The organism is Enterobacter sp. E14S (assembly GCF_055666685.1).
On sequence record NZ_JBVODQ010000002.1, the window covers coordinates 388,875 to 405,570 of the forward strand.

Below are 16,696 nucleotides of genomic sequence, written 5' to 3' on the forward strand. Positions count from 1 at the left end.
CATTTCTGCCCGCCGGAAGGATTACGCAAGCAGTACGCGGTCAATCGTCGTGCAGCCCAGCGCTTTAAGCGTCGCGGCGGTGGCATCCCACTGGATCAGCGGCGCATCGGCAATTTCTGCCAGAATAGCGCGCTGAATGTCCGGATAGTCATAGCCGTTCAGGCTCAGCAGGTTAAGCGCGCCCTGCAGCGGTGGCAGGGTTGGGTTAAACGCGGCGTTTTCCGCGTAGCTGCCGCTAAAGATCCGGCCATCGCGGCACTGCAGCGCCACGCCGCTCGGAGACTTGCTGTACGGCGTGTGGCTTTTGTTGGCCGCGCGAATGGCCGCCTGGCTCAGGTCATCGCCGGACAGGGTGTAACCGTGGTCCTGCTCGTCCATCAGCAGCGTTTTGATCTCCAGATCTTTCGGGCCAAAGGCGTCCGGCAGATAATCCCCCAGCGTGTGCGGCGCGCGGCCTGGCAGGTTGATGCGCAGCTGCAGCCCGCTGTTCAGCTCGTTCATAAACTGACGGCAGTGGCCGCAGGGGGTGTAGTTAACGGTAATGGCGCTCAGGGCTTTTTCACCGCGCAGCCAGGCGTGGCTGATGGCGCTCTGCTCGGCGTGAACCGTTTGCTGCATGGTCGCGCCCAGGAACTCCATATTGCCGCCGAAGTACCAGGTTCCGCTGACGCCGCGCGCAATGGCCCCGACGTTAAAGTGGGAGAGATCGGCCCGCGCGCAGGCGGCAGCCAGGGGAAGCAGTGCGAAAGCCAGCGCGTCTTCGTCCAGTCCCGTTGCCTGTTTCAGCATCGTGACCTGCTCCGCGGTCAGCAGGGCGGGGAAGTGTGCATCTGCCAGAACGGGAGCCAGGGCTGACTGCAAATTCTCTGCAAGCTGGGCGAAAGCAGCTTGAAAACGTGGGTGCATGGCGTTTGCCTCATAAAGGTTAATGGATCGGTAGTTTACGGAGCCGTCAGGGCTTTATATGTGATCCACTTCTCATTATGTTTGCAACTTATGAAATCAAAATGAAATTTGCGCGACGCATCGCAAATTTTAGCCCATCACCGCCAGAATCAGCGGGAAAATGAACGGGGCCAGCAGGGAGGTGATAATCCCGCAGATCACCAGCGCCAGGGAGCTAAACGCCCCTTCCTGATAATCCAGCTCCGCGCAGCGGGCGGTGCCCAGGGCGTGGGAGGCGGTCCCCATCGACAGCCCCCGTGCCGCTTTAGTGTGAATACGCATCCCGTTCAGCAGGGTGTGACCAAACACCGCACCGAGAATACCGACGAAAATGACGCACATCGCGCTGATGGCCGGGATCCCGCCGAGGCTGCCGCCGACCGCCATCGCGATAGGCGTGGTCACCGATTTAGGCAGGATAGAGGCGGCGATCTGCGGGGAGGCTCCCATCAACAGCGCTACCGACGTGCCGGTGATCATCGCCACCAGGCTGCCCACAAAACAGATGGTAATGATGGATTTCCAGCGGGCGCGGATCTGGTGGAGCTGCTCATATAAAGGAAAGGCAAGCGCCACAACGGCAGGCTGCAGCAGGTCGTTTAAAATTTTGCTGCCGACAAAATAACGTTCGTAAGGAATGCCGGTGAGCAGCAGGAACGGAATAATTACCACCATTGCCACCAGCAGCGGGTTCAGCAACGGCATTTTGAAACGTGCAGCAAGCTTGCGCGCGGCGAAGAACACCGCAAGGGTTAACGGCAGCGACCACCAGATATTGGCCATCATTTTTTTGTTTTCTCCCCGACCACGTTACGTTCGCCATGCACCAGATGCGAACTCCAGCTCACCACCAGGAAAACCACCAGCGTACTGACCGCGCAGGAGACCACAATCGGGCCGAACTGGGCCTTGAGCAAATCAAAATACTGCATGACCCCGACGCCGATAGGCACGAAAAGCAGCGCCATATAGCGAATAAGGACGAAGCAGCCCGGATTGACCCATTTTGCGGGCAGGATTTGCAGCGCCAGCAAAACAAAGAGGATCAGCATGCCGATAATGCTGCCGGGAATGACGATGGGCAGCAGCGACGCGATGAATATCCCGGCATACAGGCAGGCGTATATCAGGACGAATGCGCGCAGATATTGCCAGATAATGTTCAATGATTTGCTCATGGTGATAGTCCTTGCTGAAACGCATTCATCATACAATTAAACCCAAAAATGTGCCATGGATCACATCATGAAATTTGAGCATACCAGACATTCCAGAATGGAACGTCTGGTATCACCGCACAGGGGCAGGCTACAGTTTAGAGGAAAGGGCGTGCGGTGGCGAAGTGACGAGCCAGAGAAATGCCTCTGAGTCAGGCTTCGCGTTGGGCGACGAGTTTATCCAGAAATGAAAACAGCACCTGATTCATTTCGCGATAATCATGCGAGCGAAGTTTTTCCGCCGTTTCGACAAAACGAAATTCAGCCGCGCGGCGGAGATCGTTCTGCGAATGTTCAATCAGCAGCTCAACCACCTCCGGCGTCAGTTCCATATGACACTGAAAACCGTAAACCCGTTCGCCATATTGCACGATCTGACGGGGGCAGCCCTCGCTGTAAGCCAGCACTTTAGCCTGCGGCGTCAACCCTGGCATGTCGTTATGCCAGTGACCGACGTTCAGCTCGTGGCCAAAATCCTCAAACAGCGGGTTCGCCTTGCCTGCCTCTGTGAGCCTGACGGGAAATTTGCCGATCTCTTTTTCCGGGCTATGGCAAAACGCTGCGCCCAGCGCCTCACCGATAAGCTGCGAGCCCAGACAAACGCCAATCACCGTTTTACCTGCCTCAATTGCGCGGCTGATGAGTGCCTTTTCCGCCTGCGCGTCAAACCAGGGGCACTCCTCAAGCGTGGTGGCAGGTGACTGCGGGCCTCCCATGATGATAAGCAAGTCTGTGCTCTGCAGATCCTCGGGTAACGGATCGCCCTGATAAACTCTGGTGTAGCTCAGTCTACAGCCGCGGCTTTTCCCCCAGACTTCATATGCGCCTGGCGCTTCGAAATGTTCATGAATGATAAAATGAATGTGCATTGCGTCTCTCTCCGGTTACGTGTACAAGCAGCATCATAAGAGGAAGGGAGGAATGTGAAATGCCAACCGTTATCGATAAAACGCCAATTCACGACGATGCCACCGGATGGTCCAGAGGGGCAATTAGCTATACGCGCGGCGAAGTGGATCCCCCTCACCGGCATCCACAGGGGCAGCTTTTGTTTGCCATCAAAGGGGTGATGCTGGTCGAAACCGGCAATAAGCGTTGGGTCATACCGCCGCAGCGCGCGCTGTGGATCCCTCCCTTTCAGGAACACACCTACAGCGTGTTATCCGCAACGGAGCTCCGCGCGGTCTGGTTTAGCCCGGCGCTGATAGCGCAATGCGAGCCTTTTACGCGGAAAGAGGAGGTTCACGTGATTATGGCGACAGCGTTGTTCAAAGAGCTGATTGCCGGGCTGTTCAGCGCGGAATACCGGCCGGCAAGCCAGCGCAGCATGGCCGTTTTGCTGCTCGAAATCCTCAGCGAGGCGCAGCAGATTTCGGCCGAATTACCGATGCCCGTTGATGAGCGGTTACATCGCGTTGCCTGTGACATCATTGCCAGCAATCTCTGGGACGTTTCGATGGACAGGCTGGCGGAACAGGCCGCGATGTCTGAACGCACATTCTCACGCGCGTTTATCAAAGATACCGGGTTTAGCTTCCGGGCCTGGCGACAGCGCGCAAGGATTTGTGCCTCGCTGGACCTGCTCGCCAACGGATACCCGGTTAAGCAGGTGGCCTGGATGCTGGGATTTCCGGGCAGGCGGCATTTGCGGCGGCGTTTCGCGCCGTTGTCGGGGCAACTCCGGCCGACTTTTTCCCTGAACAGAAGCGCTTCCCAGCGATATAGAGAGCGGCTACTATAGCGCGTCTTTTTTCACAGGTACTGCTATGCGAGTTTTACTGGCCCCAATGGAAGGCGTGCTCGACTCCCTCGTGCGCGAGCTTCTGACCGAGGTGAACGATTACGATCTCTGCGTGACGGAGTTTCTGCGCGTGGTCGATATGCTGTTGCCGGTAAAATCCTTCTTCCGCCTGTGCCCCGAGCTGCACAACCAGAGCCGGACCTCTTCCGGCACGCTGGTGCGTATTCAGCTGCTCGGCCAGTACCCCGAATGGCTGGCGGAAAACGCCGCCCGCGCGGTTGAGCTGGGCTCTTACGGGGTGGATCTCAACTGCGGCTGCCCGTCGAAGCTGGTCAACGGCAGCGGCGGCGGGGCGACCTTGTTGAAAGATCCTGAGCTGATTTACCGCGGCGCGAAAGCCATGCGTGAGGCCGTGCCTTCGCATTTGCCGGTGACGGTGAAGGTGCGCCTGGGCTGGGACAGCGACGCGCGGCAGTTTGAAATCGCCGATGCGGTGCAGCAGGCCGGGGCCACCGAGCTGGTGGTGCATGGCCGCACTAAAGAAGATGGCTACAAGGCCGAGCGCATCAACTGGCAGGCGATCGGCGAGATCCGCAAGCGCCTCACCATTCCGGTGATCGCCAACGGTGAAATCTGGGACTACGAGAGCGCGCAGGCCTGTCTGAAGGCCACCGGCTGCGATGCGGTGATGATCGGCCGCGGCGCCCTGAATGTGCCGAACCTTAGCCGGGTGGTGAAATATAACGAGCCGCGAATGCCGTGGGCAGACGTCGTTACGCTGCTGCAAAAATACAGCCGACTGGAAAAGCAGGGCGACACCGGCTTGTATCACGTCGCGCGAATTAAGCAGTGGCTGAGTTATTTACGCAAAGAGTACGATGAAGCGCTGGGATTATTTCAGGAGATTCGGACATTACAGACTTCGTCTGATATTGCCCGGGTGATTCAGTCAAAATAATAAGCGTTAAATTGCTCACACTTTTTTAAACCAGAAAACCGTTCTGGTTTTCAACGTGGCGCGACGGTGTTAAGGTGCCACTGTTTTCAACGCAGGATTGTTACTGGCTAACAGGCAAAACCTAAGCGTTTCACAGCATTTTCGCTGTGGAGCGCTTAGGTTTTTTTGCCTCTCGTTTACGCAGGAGAGAAATTTGGCTTAGCGCTTTTTACTGATTTTAAAAAAATTTAATAACGACAGGAAATAGAAAAATTTCCTGCGGACGGTTACGCACAAAATACTCAATCACAGGTTGTTATCATGGCATATAAAAATAAACTCTATGCGTTCGCCTTATTAGCGATATCCCCGCTGTCAATGGCGCAGGACTGGAACGGAACGGTATTAGGGTTTGAAGCTCCGCCGGAGCCTGTTCTGGGCGAAATGCTCGGCATACGTAAAATCCTCAACGATAACGGTTTTACCTATAACCTCGGATATCTGAATGAAATTGGCTGGAACGGAGGCGGTGGCTATAACCACGACTCCCACGTGGCCTATATTGACCAGTTTGCGCTGACCTTCAACCAGGATCTTGAGCGCTGGACCGGTATCCCGGATGCGCGTATCGAGGGGAACATCGTCAACCGTAACCACAATGACGACCTCACCACCAAACGCGTGCAGGACCCTCGCGTCAACTTTAACGACCTGACCCAGGAGAGCTGGGGCGGACAGTCCATTACCCGCCTGGGCTGGCTGACCTTTGCCCGCAGCTTTGACGACCGGCGTCTGACCTGGCGCATCGGGATGATGAACAAGGTACAGACCTTCGATCAAATCATCCCCTGTGATTTCCAGCTCCTGTCGCAGTGCGGCGGGAAGTCAGCCAACTCGCTGACGTGGAACAACTGGAACGTGCACACCTGGGGCACCACGCTTGCGTATAAACTCACGCCGACGCTGACCTTAAAAGGTGGCGTGATGGAGCAAAATCCGCAGGCCTCCAGCCGCAGCCACGCGTGGAGCTGGTCGACGAAGGGCAGCAAAGGGGTTTTACTGCCGGTTGAAATCGAAGCGCGTCCGCTGATTAACGGCCTGCCGGGCGCGTATAACCTGGGCGTGGTGTTTACCAACGCGCCGCAAACCGATCTCTATCGCGGCAAATCCGGCGGGGCGGGCGCGACGGACCCGAACGGCTTTGATACCCACAGCCGGACCTGGTTCATGTACGCCGGGCTGAACCAGCAGCTTACGCAGCATCAGGATGACCCGAATCGCGGGTTGAGCACCTCTTTCAGCATGAGCCTTGCGGATCAGAGTACCAACTACATGCATCAGGTTTACGCCGCCTCGCTGCGCTACCGCGGGCTGTTTGACGCGCGGCCGGAAGACTGGATTGGCTTTGGCTTAACCTGGATTGATATGAGCAGCCAGTACGCCCGCAATCAGCGTTACCTGAACAGCCTGAGCGGCGTTAGCGATGACACCAATCCGGCGTATCATCCGGTGCCGGGCCATTCCTTGAACGGCGAGTTTTACTACCGTTTTCGTCCAGTGCCGTGGCTTGAACTGCAGCCGGGCATTCAGTACTGGCACCATCCCGGCGGGGTCAGTCGCACCCAGGATGCCTGGGTTACCGAGCTGAAAACGGTGGTGAGCTTCTGATATCACCGTAGCAAGTTCGATCCGCGTCACGTTTCTGACGCGTGATGCATTGAGGCTATGAATGAAACTGATAGAGTGCCAGAACTGGATTGTTACTGCTTAGGCAGGCAAAACCTGATTTTCTGGCATCTGCCGGAGGTCAGGTTTTTTTGTTTCTGGGGTTCAGATGAAAATCGCCAAGATACTCAATAATAACGTGGTGGTTGTTAAGGATGAGCGCGGGCGCGAACAGGTGGTGATGGGCCGTGGGCTGGCCTTTCAGAAGCGCGTCGGTGAAGCGCTGGATACCGCGTTGGTTGAAAAGGTGTTTGCGTTACAAAGCGATGAACTGGTGCGTCGACTCGGAGAGCTGTTGAATCAAATTCCGCTGGAGGTGATGACCACCTGCGACCGCATCATCGGGCTGGCGGCGCAGCGGCTGGGCAAGCTGCAGGAGAGTTTGTATATCACCCTCACCGACCACTGCTACTTTGCGATTGAGCGGCAGAAGAACGGGCTGGCCATCAAAAACGTGCTGCTGTGGGATATTAAACGGCTGTATCCGAAGGAGTTCGAATTAGGGCAGGAGGCGCGTGCCATTATCGCCAGACGCCTTAACGTCGAACTGGAGGAGGATGAGGCCGGGTTTATCGCGCTGCATCTGGTCACCGCGCAGCTGAACAGCGAAATGCCGGAAGTGATGCACGTGACGCGGGTGATGCAGGAGATCCTGCAGCTGGTGAAGTATCAGCTGCAGCTTGAGTACGATGAAGACGCGCTCAGCTATCAGCGTTTTGTCACGCATCTGAAGTTTTTTGCCCAGCGGATGCTGACCCGCACCGTGGTGGAAGATGACGACGTCTCGCTACATACCGCGGTAAAAGACAACTACGCGAAAGCGTGGAAATGCGCCGAGAAAATCGCCCAGCACCTGAACAAAAGCTATCAGCGTGAGCTGACGACCGAAGAAATTATGTTCCTCGCCATTCATATCGAGCGGGTGAGAAAAGAGGGGCGCTAAGCCTCAAAACAGGATTGTTACTGCATCACGCAGGCAAAACCTGAGCGCGGCCTTCGTCAGAAGGTCGTTCTCGGGTTTTTTTATTTTTTATACTCAGTCAGCAGGTGCCCGCGGGCATCGGATGTAAGGAAATCGAGATGGAATACCAGGCTTTAGCGAAGGATATTCTCGGCCACGTTGGCGGAAAAGAAAACATCGTCAGTCTTGTACACTGCGCGACCCGGCTTCGCTTCAAACTGAAAGAGAATCAACGGGCGGATGCGGAAGGGCTCAAGAAAAACCCGGGCGTGATCATGGTGGTCGAAAGCGGCGGCCAGTTTCAGGTGGTGATTGGCAACCACGTTCACGATGTCTGGCAGGCGGTGCGCAATGAAGCAGGCCTTACCGATGACGCGCCAGCCATGGAAGAGAAGGGTGACAAGGGCAACCTGCTGGGTCGCCTGATTGACATCGTCTCCGGGATCTTCACCCCATTTATCGGCATTCTGGCCGCGTCCGGTATTTTGAAAGGGCTGCTGGCCCTGGCCGTGGTGTGCGGCTGGCTGAGCACCGAGAGCGGCACCTATAAAATCTGGTTCGCCGCCAGCGACGCGCTGTTCTTCTTCTTCCCGCTGGTGCTGGGCTATACCGCCGGGAAAAAATTTGGCGGCAACCCGTTTATTACCATGGTGATCGGCGGGGCGCTCACTCACCCGATGATGATTGCGGCGTTTAACGCCAGCCAGCAGCCGGGGGCGGTATCGGACGCCTTTTTGGGCATTCCTGTCACCTGGTTTAACTACAGCTCGTCGGTGATCCCGATTATTCTCGCCGCGTGGGTGAGCTGCTGGCTGGAAAAGCAGAGCACCAGGCTGCTGCCTTCCTCGATGAAAAACTTCTTCGCGCCGCTGATCTGCTTAGGATTAACCGTGCCGCTGACTTTCCTCGTTATCGGCCCGCTGGCGACCTGGCTGAGCCAGATGCTGGCGAACGGCTATCAGAGTATTTACGTTCTGGCACCGTGGCTGGCGGGCGCGGCGATGGGCGCGCTGTGGCAGGTCTGCGTTATTTTTGGCCTGCACTGGGGGCTGGTGCCGCTGATGATCAACAACCTGGCGGTGCTGGGGCATGACTCCATGCTGCCGATGCTGCTGCCCGCGGTGTTTGGTCAGGTAGGGGCAGCGCTGGGGATTTTCCTGCGTACCCGCGATTCCCGCCAGAAGATGCTCGCGGGTTCATCGGTAACGGCCGGGATATTTGGTATTACCGAACCGGCCGTCTATGGCGTAAACCTGCCGCTGCGCCGCCCGTTTATTTTTGGCTGCGTGGCGGGGGCAATCGGCGGGGCGATTGTCGGCTTCAGCGATACCCACGTTTACTCCTTCGGCTTCGCCAATATCTTTACCATCGCCCAGATGATTCCGCCGGGTGGGGTAAACGCCACGCTGTGGGGCGGCGTGATCGGCACCGCGGTAGCGCTGGTGCTGAGCTGCGGCCTGACGCTGGTGGCGGGCATGCCGGGACGCTCAGCGCCCGAGGCGGTTGCGCCAGCGGGTGAAAACGATGTGCTGGCACCGATGACCGGCACCGTTCTGGCGCTCGACCAGGTGCCGGATACCACGTTTGCCAGCGGCCTGCTGGGCAGCGGTGCCGCGATTATTCCCTCGGATAACAAAGTGGTGGCCCCGTTTGCCGGCGTGGTGGCCTCGCTGTTTCAGACCAAACACGCCATCGGCCTGCTCAGCAACAGCGGGATTGAAGTGTTGATCCACGTGGGGATCGACACCGTGAAGCTCGACGGCAGGCCGTTTACCGCCCACGTCAAGGTGGGCGACAGGGTGCAGCCCGGCGATCTGCTGCTGGAGTTTGACCGACAGGCGATTATCGATGCCGGATACGACCTGGCGACCCCGATTATTATCAGTAACAGCGATGAGTATCGTGACGTGGTGACCGTGGCGGCAACGTCCGTCAACGCCGGTGCGCCGTTACTCAGCGTAAGCCATCAATAACAGGAGAACGTGATGAAAACTTTCCCGGACGATTTTTTATGGGGCGGCGCGGTTGCCGCGAATCAGGTAGAAGGCGCGTATCTGGAGGAGGGGAAAGGGCTGTCCACCTCAGACGTTCAGCCGCAGGGTGTCTTCGGCCCGGTGGTTGAGCGCGTGGCGGGCGACAGCGGCATCAAGGACGTCGCCATCGACTTCTATCACCGCTACCCGGAAGACATCAAACTGTTCGCAGAGATGGGCTTTAGCTGCCTGCGCGTCTCCATTGCCTGGACCCGCATTTTTCCGAACGGCGACGAGCAGCAGCCTAACGAGGCGGGGCTGGCGTTTTACGACCGGCTGTTTGACGAGCTGGCCGCGCACAGCATTACCCCGCTGGTGACGCTCTCGCATTACGAAATGCCGTGGGGGCTGGTGAAGCAGTACGGCGGGTGGGGCAGCCGCCAGACCATTGGATTCTTCGAGCGCTACGCCCGTACCGTGTTTGCGCGCTACAAGGAGAAGGTGAAGCTCTGGCTGACCTTCAACGAGATCAATATGTCTCTGCACGCGCCGATGACCGGCGTGGGCCTGCCGGAAACCAGCAGTAAAGGGGAGGTGTATCAGGCGATCCATCACCAGCTGGTGGCCAGCGCGCTGGCCGTGAAGGCCTGCCACGAGATTATCCCGGATGCCAGAATCGGCAACATGCTGCTGGGCGGCCTGATGTACCCGCTGACCTGCAAGCCGGAAGATGTTCTGGAGACGCTGCAGGAAAACCGCGCGTGGCAATTCTTTGGCGACGTGCAGTGCCGTGGCGCCTATCCCGGCTATATGCAGCGCTTCTTCCGCGACAATGGTATTCAGCTTGAGGTCACGGATGCCGACCGAGAGGCGTTGAAATCAACCGTCGATTTTATCTCGTTCAGCTACTACATGACGGGCTGCGTCACCGCGGATGAGGCCCTCAACCAGCAGGCGCGCGGCAATATCCTGAGCATGGTGCCAAACCCGCATCTGGCAAGTTCCGAATGGGGCTGGCAGATTGACCCCATCGGCCTGCGTACCCTGTTAAACGTGCTCTGGGATCGCTATCAGAAGCCGTTGTTTATCGTGGAAAATGGCCTCGGGGCGAAGGATAAACCGGATGCGAACGGCGTGGTGCAGGATGACTATCGCATCAGCTACCTTAACGACCACCTGGTGCAGGTGCGTGAAGCCATTGACGACGGCGTGGAGGTGATGGGATATACCAGCTGGGGGCCAATCGACCTGGTCAGCGCGTCTAAAGCTGAACTCTCCAAGCGCTACGGGTTTATTTACGTCGATCGCGATGACAGCGGTAACGGCACGCTGGCGCGCAGCCGTAAGAAAAGTTTCTACTGGTATAAAGAGGTGATTGCCACGAAAGGGGCTTCGCTGAAAGCCTGATATTAATGACGTTGCCCGGCTCTTAGCCGGGCAAATAGATCAGAAAATCATCTTGAATACGCCGGTGACCACTAAGAGCCCTATCAGAAATATAATTAAAATAACCCACAGTAATATTTTCATTCCTTTCTCCCGCTCATGTATGTCCTGAATAAGTGTAGCAGCGTATTTATATTTGGCGTGAATGCATTGGATTTAATCATTCTCTTTGGGAATAAATTTCCGGGTATTAAAATGTATGACAATTTGCGGATTGCCACGCGTTACTAAAAAAATGAACGATATCGAGCGTAACGTGCGCCTTTATTTTTTGAGTGTATGGCGTAATGAAACGTTCTCTTATTTTATCTCTGAGCGCACCCTTCGCTTTTATTCTGGCAGCCTGCGCGCCTGAACATGCCACAGTGTCTCCCATTAAAACGCAAACCGCTGCGGCGTCGGTGAATACGGTTCTGAATCATCAGGACTGGCCGAAGAATGAGTGGTGGAAAGCGTATAACGATCCCCAGCTTAACGGGCTGATTGCGAAAGCGTTGAGCGATGCGCCGGATATGCAGATTGCCCGTCAGCGCATTACGCTTGCCGAAACCCAGGCCAAAGCCGCCATGGCCGCTGACGGTCCGCAGATTGATTTTTCCGCCGATGCGGAACGCCAGAAGATGTCCGCCGAAGGGCTAATGGGGCCTTTTGCCCTTACCGACCCGGCTGCAGGCACCACCGGGCCGTGGTACACCAACGGCACCTTTGGCCTGACCGCAGGATGGGATCTCGATCTGTGGGGAAAAAATCGCGCCCGGGTCGAGGCCCGGATTGGCAAAGTGAATGCGCAAAAAGCGGAGCTGGAGCAGACCCGCCAGCTGCTGGCCAGCAGCGTGGCGCGGCTTTACTGGGAGTGGCAAACTCAGGCCGCCGCAGGGGAGGTTCTCGCGCAGATCAAACATGAGCAGGACAATATTATCGGCGCCGACCGCGAGCTGTATCAGCAAGGGATCACCTCCTCCGTTGAAGGGGTGGAAACCGATATCAACGCCAACAAAACCGAAGAGCAGCTGGCTGAAGTCAACGGGAAGATGAAAGCCGTAGAGGCGCGTCTGGTCGCGCTGACTAATTCTTCCTCCGTAACGCTTACGCGGCATGCGCTGCCGACGGTTGACGCCGCGTTACCGCCGACGCTCGGTTATGAGCTGCTGGCCCGCCGTCCGGATCTTCAGGAGGCGCACTGGTATATCGAAGCCTCCATGAGCGAGGTGGAGGCCGCCAGAGCGGCTTTCTATCCTGACGTGAACCTGATGACGTTCTTACAGCAGGATGCCCTCCATCTGAGCGATCTGTTTCGCGCTTCAGCGCAGCAGATGGGCGTGACCGCCGGGCTGACGCTGCCGATCTTCGACAGCGGCAGGCTGAACGCCAGCCTGGATATCGCCCAGGCGCAGAACAATCTCTCGGTCGCGAACTACAACAAAGCGGTGGTCGAAGCGGTCAATCAGGTGGCGCGCACGGCCAGCGAAGTCGAAACGCTGACGGCGAAGAACCGCCATCAGCAGCAGGTCGAAAAAGATGCGGCGCGGGTTGTGGCGCTGGCGCAGGCGCGTTTCAGCGCGGGGATTGTTGCGGGCTCGCGGGTCAGTGAAGCCAGGATCCCGGCCCTCAGGGAAGACCTCGCCGGATTGTTGCTGAAAGGCCAGTATGTCGACGCCACGCTGCAGCTGACGTCGGCGCTGGGCGGCGGCTATCATCATGGCTAAAAATGGTCATTATCTATACTTACCTCTTTGCAGTTTTTCAGGAGGTGAGTATGACCAGAGTAGCGATAGTGACCGCATCGGATTCCGGGATTGGTAAAACCACGGCGCTGATGCTCGCAGAGCGCGGGTTTGATATTGGCGTCACCTGGCACTCGGATGAAAAAGGGGCGCTCGAAACCTGCCGCGAAGTTGAAGCGCAGGGGCAGCGCGCAGAGGCTATCCATCTTGATTTAAGCACGCTGCCGGAAGGCGCAAAGGCTATTGAAACGCTGATTGCGCGTTTTGGTCGGCTGGACGTGCTGGTTAACAATGCCGGAGCGATGACCAAAGCGCCGTTCCTTGAGATGCCGTTTGACGACTGGCGGAACATTTTCACCGTCGACGTGGACGGCGCGTTTCTCTGTTCGCAGATTGCCGCACGGCAGATGGTGAAGCAGGGGGAAGGGGGGCGGATTGTGAATATCACCTCGGTGCATGAGCACACGCCGCTGCCGGAGGCCAGCGCCTACACGGCGGCAAAACATGCGCTCGGCGGGTTAACCAAATCCATGGCGATGGAACTGGTTAAGCACAACATTCTGGTGAACGCCGTCGCGCCGGGCGCCATTGCCACACCGATGAACGACATGGACGACAGCGAAGTGAAGGAAGGCTCAATGCCGGAAATCCCGCTGGCAAGACCGGGCCACACCAGAGAGATTGCCAGCCTGGTGGCATGGCTGTGCGACAGCGACGCCAGCTACACGACGGGGCAATCGTTTATTGTCGACGGGGGCTTTATGCTGGCGAACCCGCAGTTTAAGCCGGAGGGGTAGGTTCCCTCTCTCCCTGTGAGAGAGGGTGTTTTTAGTTCCCTCTCCCTGTGGGAGAGGGTTAGGGTGAGGGCATCAGGCCGCACCCTGCTACTCCTCATCCCGCGTCTTATCCCGGTGCTTCAGCCACAGCCTGACCCCGATCACCGCCGCAACCACCAGAATCAACCACGCCCAGTGCTTCAGGTGCTGGTCGAGATTATGCAGCCACGGGCCAATCACTTCGCCCCCTACGTAGCCGAGCGTCGTAAAGATCAGCGCCCAGGCAATCGCACCAAGAACATTGAGCGGCAGGAAAATTTTTGGCGGCAGATGGCTGGCGCCAATCAGTATCGGCCCGATAATGCGAAAGCCATACATAAAGCGCGTGCCGATGACGAACAGATAGGGATGACGTTGAATGAGCCGTTGAGCGCGGCGGATTTTCTTCTGATGCTTTGCGAAACGCTTAAGCAGCGTTGGCCCGAAGCGCAGCCCGAGAAAGTAGAGCAGCTGATCGCCAATCATTCCGCCGAGCGCGACCGCTGCGACGACCAGCGGGAATTTCAGTAAGCCCTGATGCGCGGCGACGCCGCCTAGCAGCGTGATGGTTTCACCTTCTGCCACGCTACCGACGACCAGCGCGGCATATCCATATTGTTCAATAAGTGCGTTAATATCCATTACGTGAATGTTATCTCCCTCTGCTTACCTCGTTTAATCATATACCCCATGAATCAACAGCGGGGAAATCAACGGAAATTTCCCACTGTACATAAAATAATCTAAAGCCTGCATTATACTTAAGGTATCGCTGACGGGCCGACAACAAGGGGGCGCTATGAACCATGTCTGGGGACTTTTCTCCCATCCCGATCGTGAGATGCATGTCATTAAAAGTGAGAACGAAACGGTCTCGCATCATTACACGCACCACGTGCTGCTGATGGCTGCGGTGCCGGTAATATGCGCTTTTATCGGAACAACACAAATCGGCTGGAACTTCGGTGACGGCACCGTGGTTCAGCTTTCCTGGTTTACCGGACTCTATCTGGCCATCGTTTTTTATGGCCTGATGCTGGCGGGTGTGGCGATAATGGGGCGCGTCATTCACTGGATGGCGCGTAACTACCCGCAACGTCCATCGCTGGCGCACTGTATGGTCTTTGCCGGATATGTCGCGACCCCGCTGTTCTTAAGCGGTATTGTTGCGCTCTATCCACTGGTCTGGCTGTGCGCGCTGATCGGTACCATTGCCCTCTTTTACACCGGGTATCTGCTGTATCTGGGGGTTCCAACCTTCCTGAATATCAATAAAGAAGAAGGCCTGAGTTTTTCCAGTTCAACACTCGCCATCGGGGTGCTGGTGCTGGAGGCGCTACTGGCGCTGACGGTTATTCTTTGGGGTTACGGATACCGTCTCTTCTGAGTTCACTGCATTGCTGGCGTAAATGCCAGCAATGCAGCATCTGTTCACGATTATCCGCTGGCGACAACGCTCGGTGACCGCTATGATGCCGAAGCCAGCCTGCGTTTATCCGTTGATACAGGCGGTGTACGTCATGACGTGCGTGAATAATTATCAGAAGTCTCACCATGCTGAAATTCCGAGTCTCTTTACTTAGCCTGGCGCTGTTGCTGGGTGCATCCGCTGCCGTGCCGGCCGTCGCTAAAACGCCCGCGGTGACCGCCGCCGCTGCTCAGCCGCAAATTGCGTCCGGCAGCGCGATGATTGTCGATCTCAACACCAATAAGGTGATCTACGCCAGCCATCCGGACCTGGTGCGCCCGATCGCCTCAATAACCAAATTAATGACCGCGATGGTGGTGCTTGATGCACATCTGCCGCTGGACGAAAAATTGAAAGTGGATATCAGCCACACGCCGGAGATGAAGGGGATCTACTCTCGCGTGCGTCTGAACAGTGAAATCAGCCGTAAAAATATGCTGCTGCTGGCGCTGATGTCGTCTGAAAACCGTGCGGCGGCGAGCCTGGCGCACCACTATCCGGGCGGCTACGACGCCTTTATCCGCGCGATGAACGCAAAAGCCAAAGCGCTGGGGATGACCAATACGCATTATGTTGAACCGACGGGTCTGTCGATCAACAACGTCTCCACGGCCCGCGATCTGACGAAACTGCTGATTGCCAGCAAACAGTATCCGCTGATTGGTCAGCTCAGCACTACCCGTGAAGAGATGGCGACCTTTGCGAACCCGGCCTATACGCTGCCGTTCCGCAACACCAACCATCTGGTATATCGCGATAACTGGAATATTCAGTTAACCAAAACCGGCTTTACCAACGCGGCAGGACACTGTCTGGTGATGCGCACCGTGTTTAACGGTAAGCCGGTGGCGCTGGTGGTGATGGATGCCTTCGGCAAATATACCCACTTCGCGGACGCGAGCCGCCTGCGTACCTGGATTGAAACCGGGAAAGTGCAGCCCGTTCCGGCCGCAGCATTGACCTATAAAAAGCAGAAAGCGGAACAGATGGCGACGGCGCAGAACGACTGAGTCGTTTGTGTGCGCTGATGCCCTCACCCCGACCCTCTAGAGGGAAAAAACACTAAAAACGGTAACCCAGGTTACCGTTTTGCGTTTATTCCGGCAGCGTCCAGTCCCCATCGTTGAGCGAGCGCTGCATAATCACCGTATCCCGCCAGTCGCCTTTCTTATACCCCACGCTGCGCAGCTGACCGACAATCTCGAAGCCGTGCTTTTTATGCAGCCGCAGCGACCCGGCATTATTGTTGCCATCGCCCACAACGGCAATCATCTGCCGCCACGGGCCTTGCTCGCAGCGGGCGATTAGCGCATCCATTAATGCCGAACCAAAACCGCGCCCGGTGATGCTGGCATCCACGTAAATCGACTCTTCCAGGGTATAGCGGTAGGCGTGTCGCGGGCGGTAAGGCGTGGCGTAGCAGTAGCCCACCACGATGCCGCGATACAACGCGATAAGCCACGGCAAACCGCTCTCAGCCACGCTTTTCATACGCTGACGCATTTCGTCGATGGTAGGGGGGACTTCTTCAAATGACGCACGCCCGTGCAGCACATGCCATGCATAGATGGCGGCGATGGCATGCACATCATCGGGAAGGGCATCGCGCACTTCCAGTTCGGTCTCGGATAAAACATCAATAGCCGACATGATGTGCCTGCTCCTCGTTATAGAAAGCCGGAGAAACGTTCCTCCGGCGTCAGACGGTTACTCTATTACGATTAAGGCGCGCTAAACAATCTCT

Annotated in this window: 15 protein-coding genes and 2 pseudogenes; 10 read left to right on the forward strand and 7 right to left on the reverse strand. The window is 56.9% G+C overall.

Annotated features, from left to right (window positions below; translation table 11 throughout):
• Positions 1-21 precede the first annotated feature (21 nt).
• The 4 genes from cdd to ACZ6J2_RS07005 form a co-directional block, all read right to left on the reverse strand.
• On the reverse strand, positions 22-906 hold the full coding sequence (gene cdd, locus ACZ6J2_RS06990) for a cytidine deaminase (RefSeq protein ID WP_471725257.1): 885 nt from the start codon (positions 904-906) through the stop codon (positions 22-24).
• A 129-nt stretch (positions 907-1,035) separates the two neighbouring features.
• Positions 1,036-1,731 carry a CidB/LrgB family autolysis modulator gene (locus ACZ6J2_RS06995; RefSeq protein WP_471725258.1) on the reverse strand — a complete coding sequence of 232 codons (696 nt, stop codon included), beginning with the start codon at positions 1,729-1,731 and terminating at the stop codon, positions 1,036-1,038.
• Entirely contained in the window at positions 1,728-2,123 is a 396-nt protein-coding gene (locus ACZ6J2_RS07000) for a CidA/LrgA family protein (protein WP_023312463.1), read from the reverse strand. The genes ACZ6J2_RS06995 and ACZ6J2_RS07000 overlap by 4 nt, the downstream gene beginning before the upstream one ends.
• 191 nt (positions 2,124-2,314) lie before the next feature.
• The gene (locus ACZ6J2_RS07005) at positions 2,315-3,031 is read right to left on the reverse strand and encodes a type 1 glutamine amidotransferase (RefSeq protein WP_471725259.1); all 717 of its coding nucleotides are present in this window, start codon (positions 3,029-3,031) and stop codon (positions 2,315-2,317) included.
• 59 nt (positions 3,032-3,090) lie between these two features.
• On the opposite strand from ACZ6J2_RS07005, the pseudogene ACZ6J2_RS07010 reads away from it, so the two are divergent.
• The 6 genes and pseudogenes from ACZ6J2_RS07010 (at position 3,091) to ACZ6J2_RS07035 (ending at position 10,906) form a co-directional block, all read left to right on the forward strand.
• Positions 3,091-3,887: pseudogene (locus ACZ6J2_RS07010) on the forward strand (AraC family transcriptional regulator).
• A gap of 41 nt (positions 3,888-3,928) precedes the next feature.
• The gene (gene dusC / locus ACZ6J2_RS07015; protein ID WP_045888710.1) at positions 3,929-4,861 is read left to right on the forward strand and encodes a tRNA dihydrouridine(16) synthase DusC; all 933 of its coding nucleotides are present in this window, start codon (positions 3,929-3,931) and stop codon (positions 4,859-4,861) included.
• A 357-nt stretch (positions 4,862-5,218) separates the two neighbouring features.
• Entirely contained in the window at positions 5,219-6,508 is a 1,290-nt protein-coding gene (locus ACZ6J2_RS07020) for a carbohydrate porin (RefSeq protein ID WP_471725362.1), read from the forward strand.
• Positions 6,509-6,674: 166 nt separating this feature from the next.
• Entirely contained in the window at positions 6,675-7,508 is an 834-nt protein-coding gene (licT, locus tag ACZ6J2_RS07025; protein ID WP_471725260.1) for a BglG family transcription antiterminator LicT, read from the forward strand.
• 24 nt (positions 7,509-7,532) lie between these two features.
• Positions 7,533-9,499 (forward strand): annotated as a pseudogene (gene bglF / locus ACZ6J2_RS07030) (PTS beta-glucoside transporter subunit IIABC).
• Positions 9,500-9,511: 12 nt separating this feature from the next.
• A complete protein-coding gene (locus ACZ6J2_RS07035; RefSeq protein ID WP_471725261.1) occupies positions 9,512-10,906 on the forward strand; it encodes a glycoside hydrolase family 1 protein in 1,395 nt (464 codons plus the stop codon).
• A 39-nt stretch (positions 10,907-10,945) separates the two neighbouring features.
• Here ACZ6J2_RS07035 and yohP read toward each other — a convergent pair whose 3' ends face one another.
• Positions 10,946-11,029: a small membrane protein YohP gene (gene yohP / locus ACZ6J2_RS07040; RefSeq protein ID WP_015572324.1), complete on the reverse strand. Its 84-nt coding sequence runs from the start codon at positions 11,027-11,029 to the stop codon at positions 10,946-10,948.
• 203 nt (positions 11,030-11,232) lie between these two features.
• Here yohP and mdtQ point away from each other — a divergent pair, with 203 nt between their 5' ends.
• Both mdtQ and ACZ6J2_RS07050 read left to right on the forward strand, forming a co-directional pair.
• Positions 11,233-12,651 carry a multidrug resistance outer membrane protein MdtQ gene (mdtQ, locus tag ACZ6J2_RS07045; protein WP_471725262.1) on the forward strand — a complete coding sequence of 473 codons (1,419 nt, stop codon included), beginning with the start codon at positions 11,233-11,235 and terminating at the stop codon, positions 12,649-12,651.
• Between the two features lie 50 nt (positions 12,652-12,701).
• On the forward strand, positions 12,702-13,466 hold the full coding sequence (locus ACZ6J2_RS07050) for an SDR family oxidoreductase (protein WP_320717260.1): 765 nt from the start codon (positions 12,702-12,704) through the stop codon (positions 13,464-13,466).
• An 87-nt stretch (positions 13,467-13,553) separates the two neighbouring features.
• On the opposite strand, the gene ACZ6J2_RS07055 is transcribed toward ACZ6J2_RS07050, so the two are convergent.
• Positions 13,554-14,126 carry a DedA family protein gene (locus ACZ6J2_RS07055; protein WP_039263154.1) on the reverse strand — a complete coding sequence of 191 codons (573 nt, stop codon included), beginning with the start codon at positions 14,124-14,126 and terminating at the stop codon, positions 13,554-13,556.
• Positions 14,127-14,283: 157 nt separating this feature from the next.
• Here ACZ6J2_RS07055 and ACZ6J2_RS07060 point away from each other — a divergent pair, with 157 nt between their 5' ends.
• Entirely contained in the window at positions 14,284-14,871 is a 588-nt protein-coding gene (locus ACZ6J2_RS07060; protein WP_033146018.1) for a Yip1 family protein, read from the forward strand.
• 167 nt (positions 14,872-15,038) lie between these two features.
• Positions 15,039-15,962 carry a D-alanyl-D-alanine endopeptidase gene (gene pbpG, locus ACZ6J2_RS07065; RefSeq protein WP_023312453.1) on the forward strand — a complete coding sequence of 308 codons (924 nt, stop codon included), beginning with the start codon at positions 15,039-15,041 and terminating at the stop codon, positions 15,960-15,962.
• Positions 15,963-16,047: 85 nt separating this feature from the next.
• Here the strand turns inward: pbpG and ACZ6J2_RS07070 are convergent, their stop codons facing one another.
• Complete coding sequence (locus tag ACZ6J2_RS07070) at positions 16,048-16,602, reverse strand: GNAT family N-acetyltransferase (protein WP_167819169.1); 555 nt, start codon at positions 16,600-16,602, stop codon at positions 16,048-16,050.
• Positions 16,603-16,696 lie beyond the last annotated feature (94 nt).

What these genes read in the sequence shown, in the direction of transcription:
- cdd (WP_471725257.1), bottom strand. Translation starts at nt 906, where the DNA reads ATGCACCCACGTTTTCAAGCTGCTTTCGCCCAGCTTGCAGAGAATTTG.
- licT (WP_471725260.1), top strand. Translation starts at nt 6,675, where the DNA reads ATGAAAATCGCCAAGATACTCAATAATAACGTGGTGGTTGTTAAGGAT.
- mdtQ (WP_471725262.1), top strand. Translation starts at nt 11,233, where the DNA reads ATGAAACGTTCTCTTATTTTATCTCTGAGCGCACCCTTCGCTTTTATT.
- ACZ6J2_RS07005 (WP_471725259.1), bottom strand. Translation starts at nt 3,031, where the DNA reads ATGCACATTCATTTTATCATTCATGAACATTTCGAAGCGCCAGGCGCA.
- ACZ6J2_RS07035 (WP_471725261.1), top strand. Translation starts at nt 9,512, where the DNA reads ATGAAAACTTTCCCGGACGATTTTTTATGGGGCGGCGCGGTTGCCGCG.
- yohP (WP_015572324.1), bottom strand. Translation starts at nt 11,029, where the DNA reads ATGAAAATATTACTGTGGGTTATTTTAATTATATTTCTGATAGGGCTC.
- ACZ6J2_RS07050 (WP_320717260.1), top strand. Translation starts at nt 12,702, where the DNA reads ATGACCAGAGTAGCGATAGTGACCGCATCGGATTCCGGGATTGGTAAA.
- ACZ6J2_RS07060 (WP_033146018.1), top strand. Translation starts at nt 14,284, where the DNA reads ATGAACCATGTCTGGGGACTTTTCTCCCATCCCGATCGTGAGATGCAT.
- ACZ6J2_RS07055 (WP_039263154.1), bottom strand. Translation starts at nt 14,126, where the DNA reads ATGGATATTAACGCACTTATTGAACAATATGGATATGCCGCGCTGGTC.
- pbpG (WP_023312453.1), top strand. Translation starts at nt 15,039, where the DNA reads ATGCTGAAATTCCGAGTCTCTTTACTTAGCCTGGCGCTGTTGCTGGGT.
- dusC (WP_045888710.1), top strand. Translation starts at nt 3,929, where the DNA reads ATGCGAGTTTTACTGGCCCCAATGGAAGGCGTGCTCGACTCCCTCGTG.
- ACZ6J2_RS07020 (WP_471725362.1), top strand. Translation starts at nt 5,219, where the DNA reads ATGGCGCAGGACTGGAACGGAACGGTATTAGGGTTTGAAGCTCCGCCG.
- ACZ6J2_RS06995 (WP_471725258.1), bottom strand. Translation starts at nt 1,731, where the DNA reads ATGATGGCCAATATCTGGTGGTCGCTGCCGTTAACCCTTGCGGTGTTC.
- ACZ6J2_RS07000 (WP_023312463.1), bottom strand. Translation starts at nt 2,123, where the DNA reads ATGAGCAAATCATTGAACATTATCTGGCAATATCTGCGCGCATTCGTC.
- ACZ6J2_RS07070 (WP_167819169.1), bottom strand. Translation starts at nt 16,602, where the DNA reads ATGTCGGCTATTGATGTTTTATCCGAGACCGAACTGGAAGTGCGCGAT.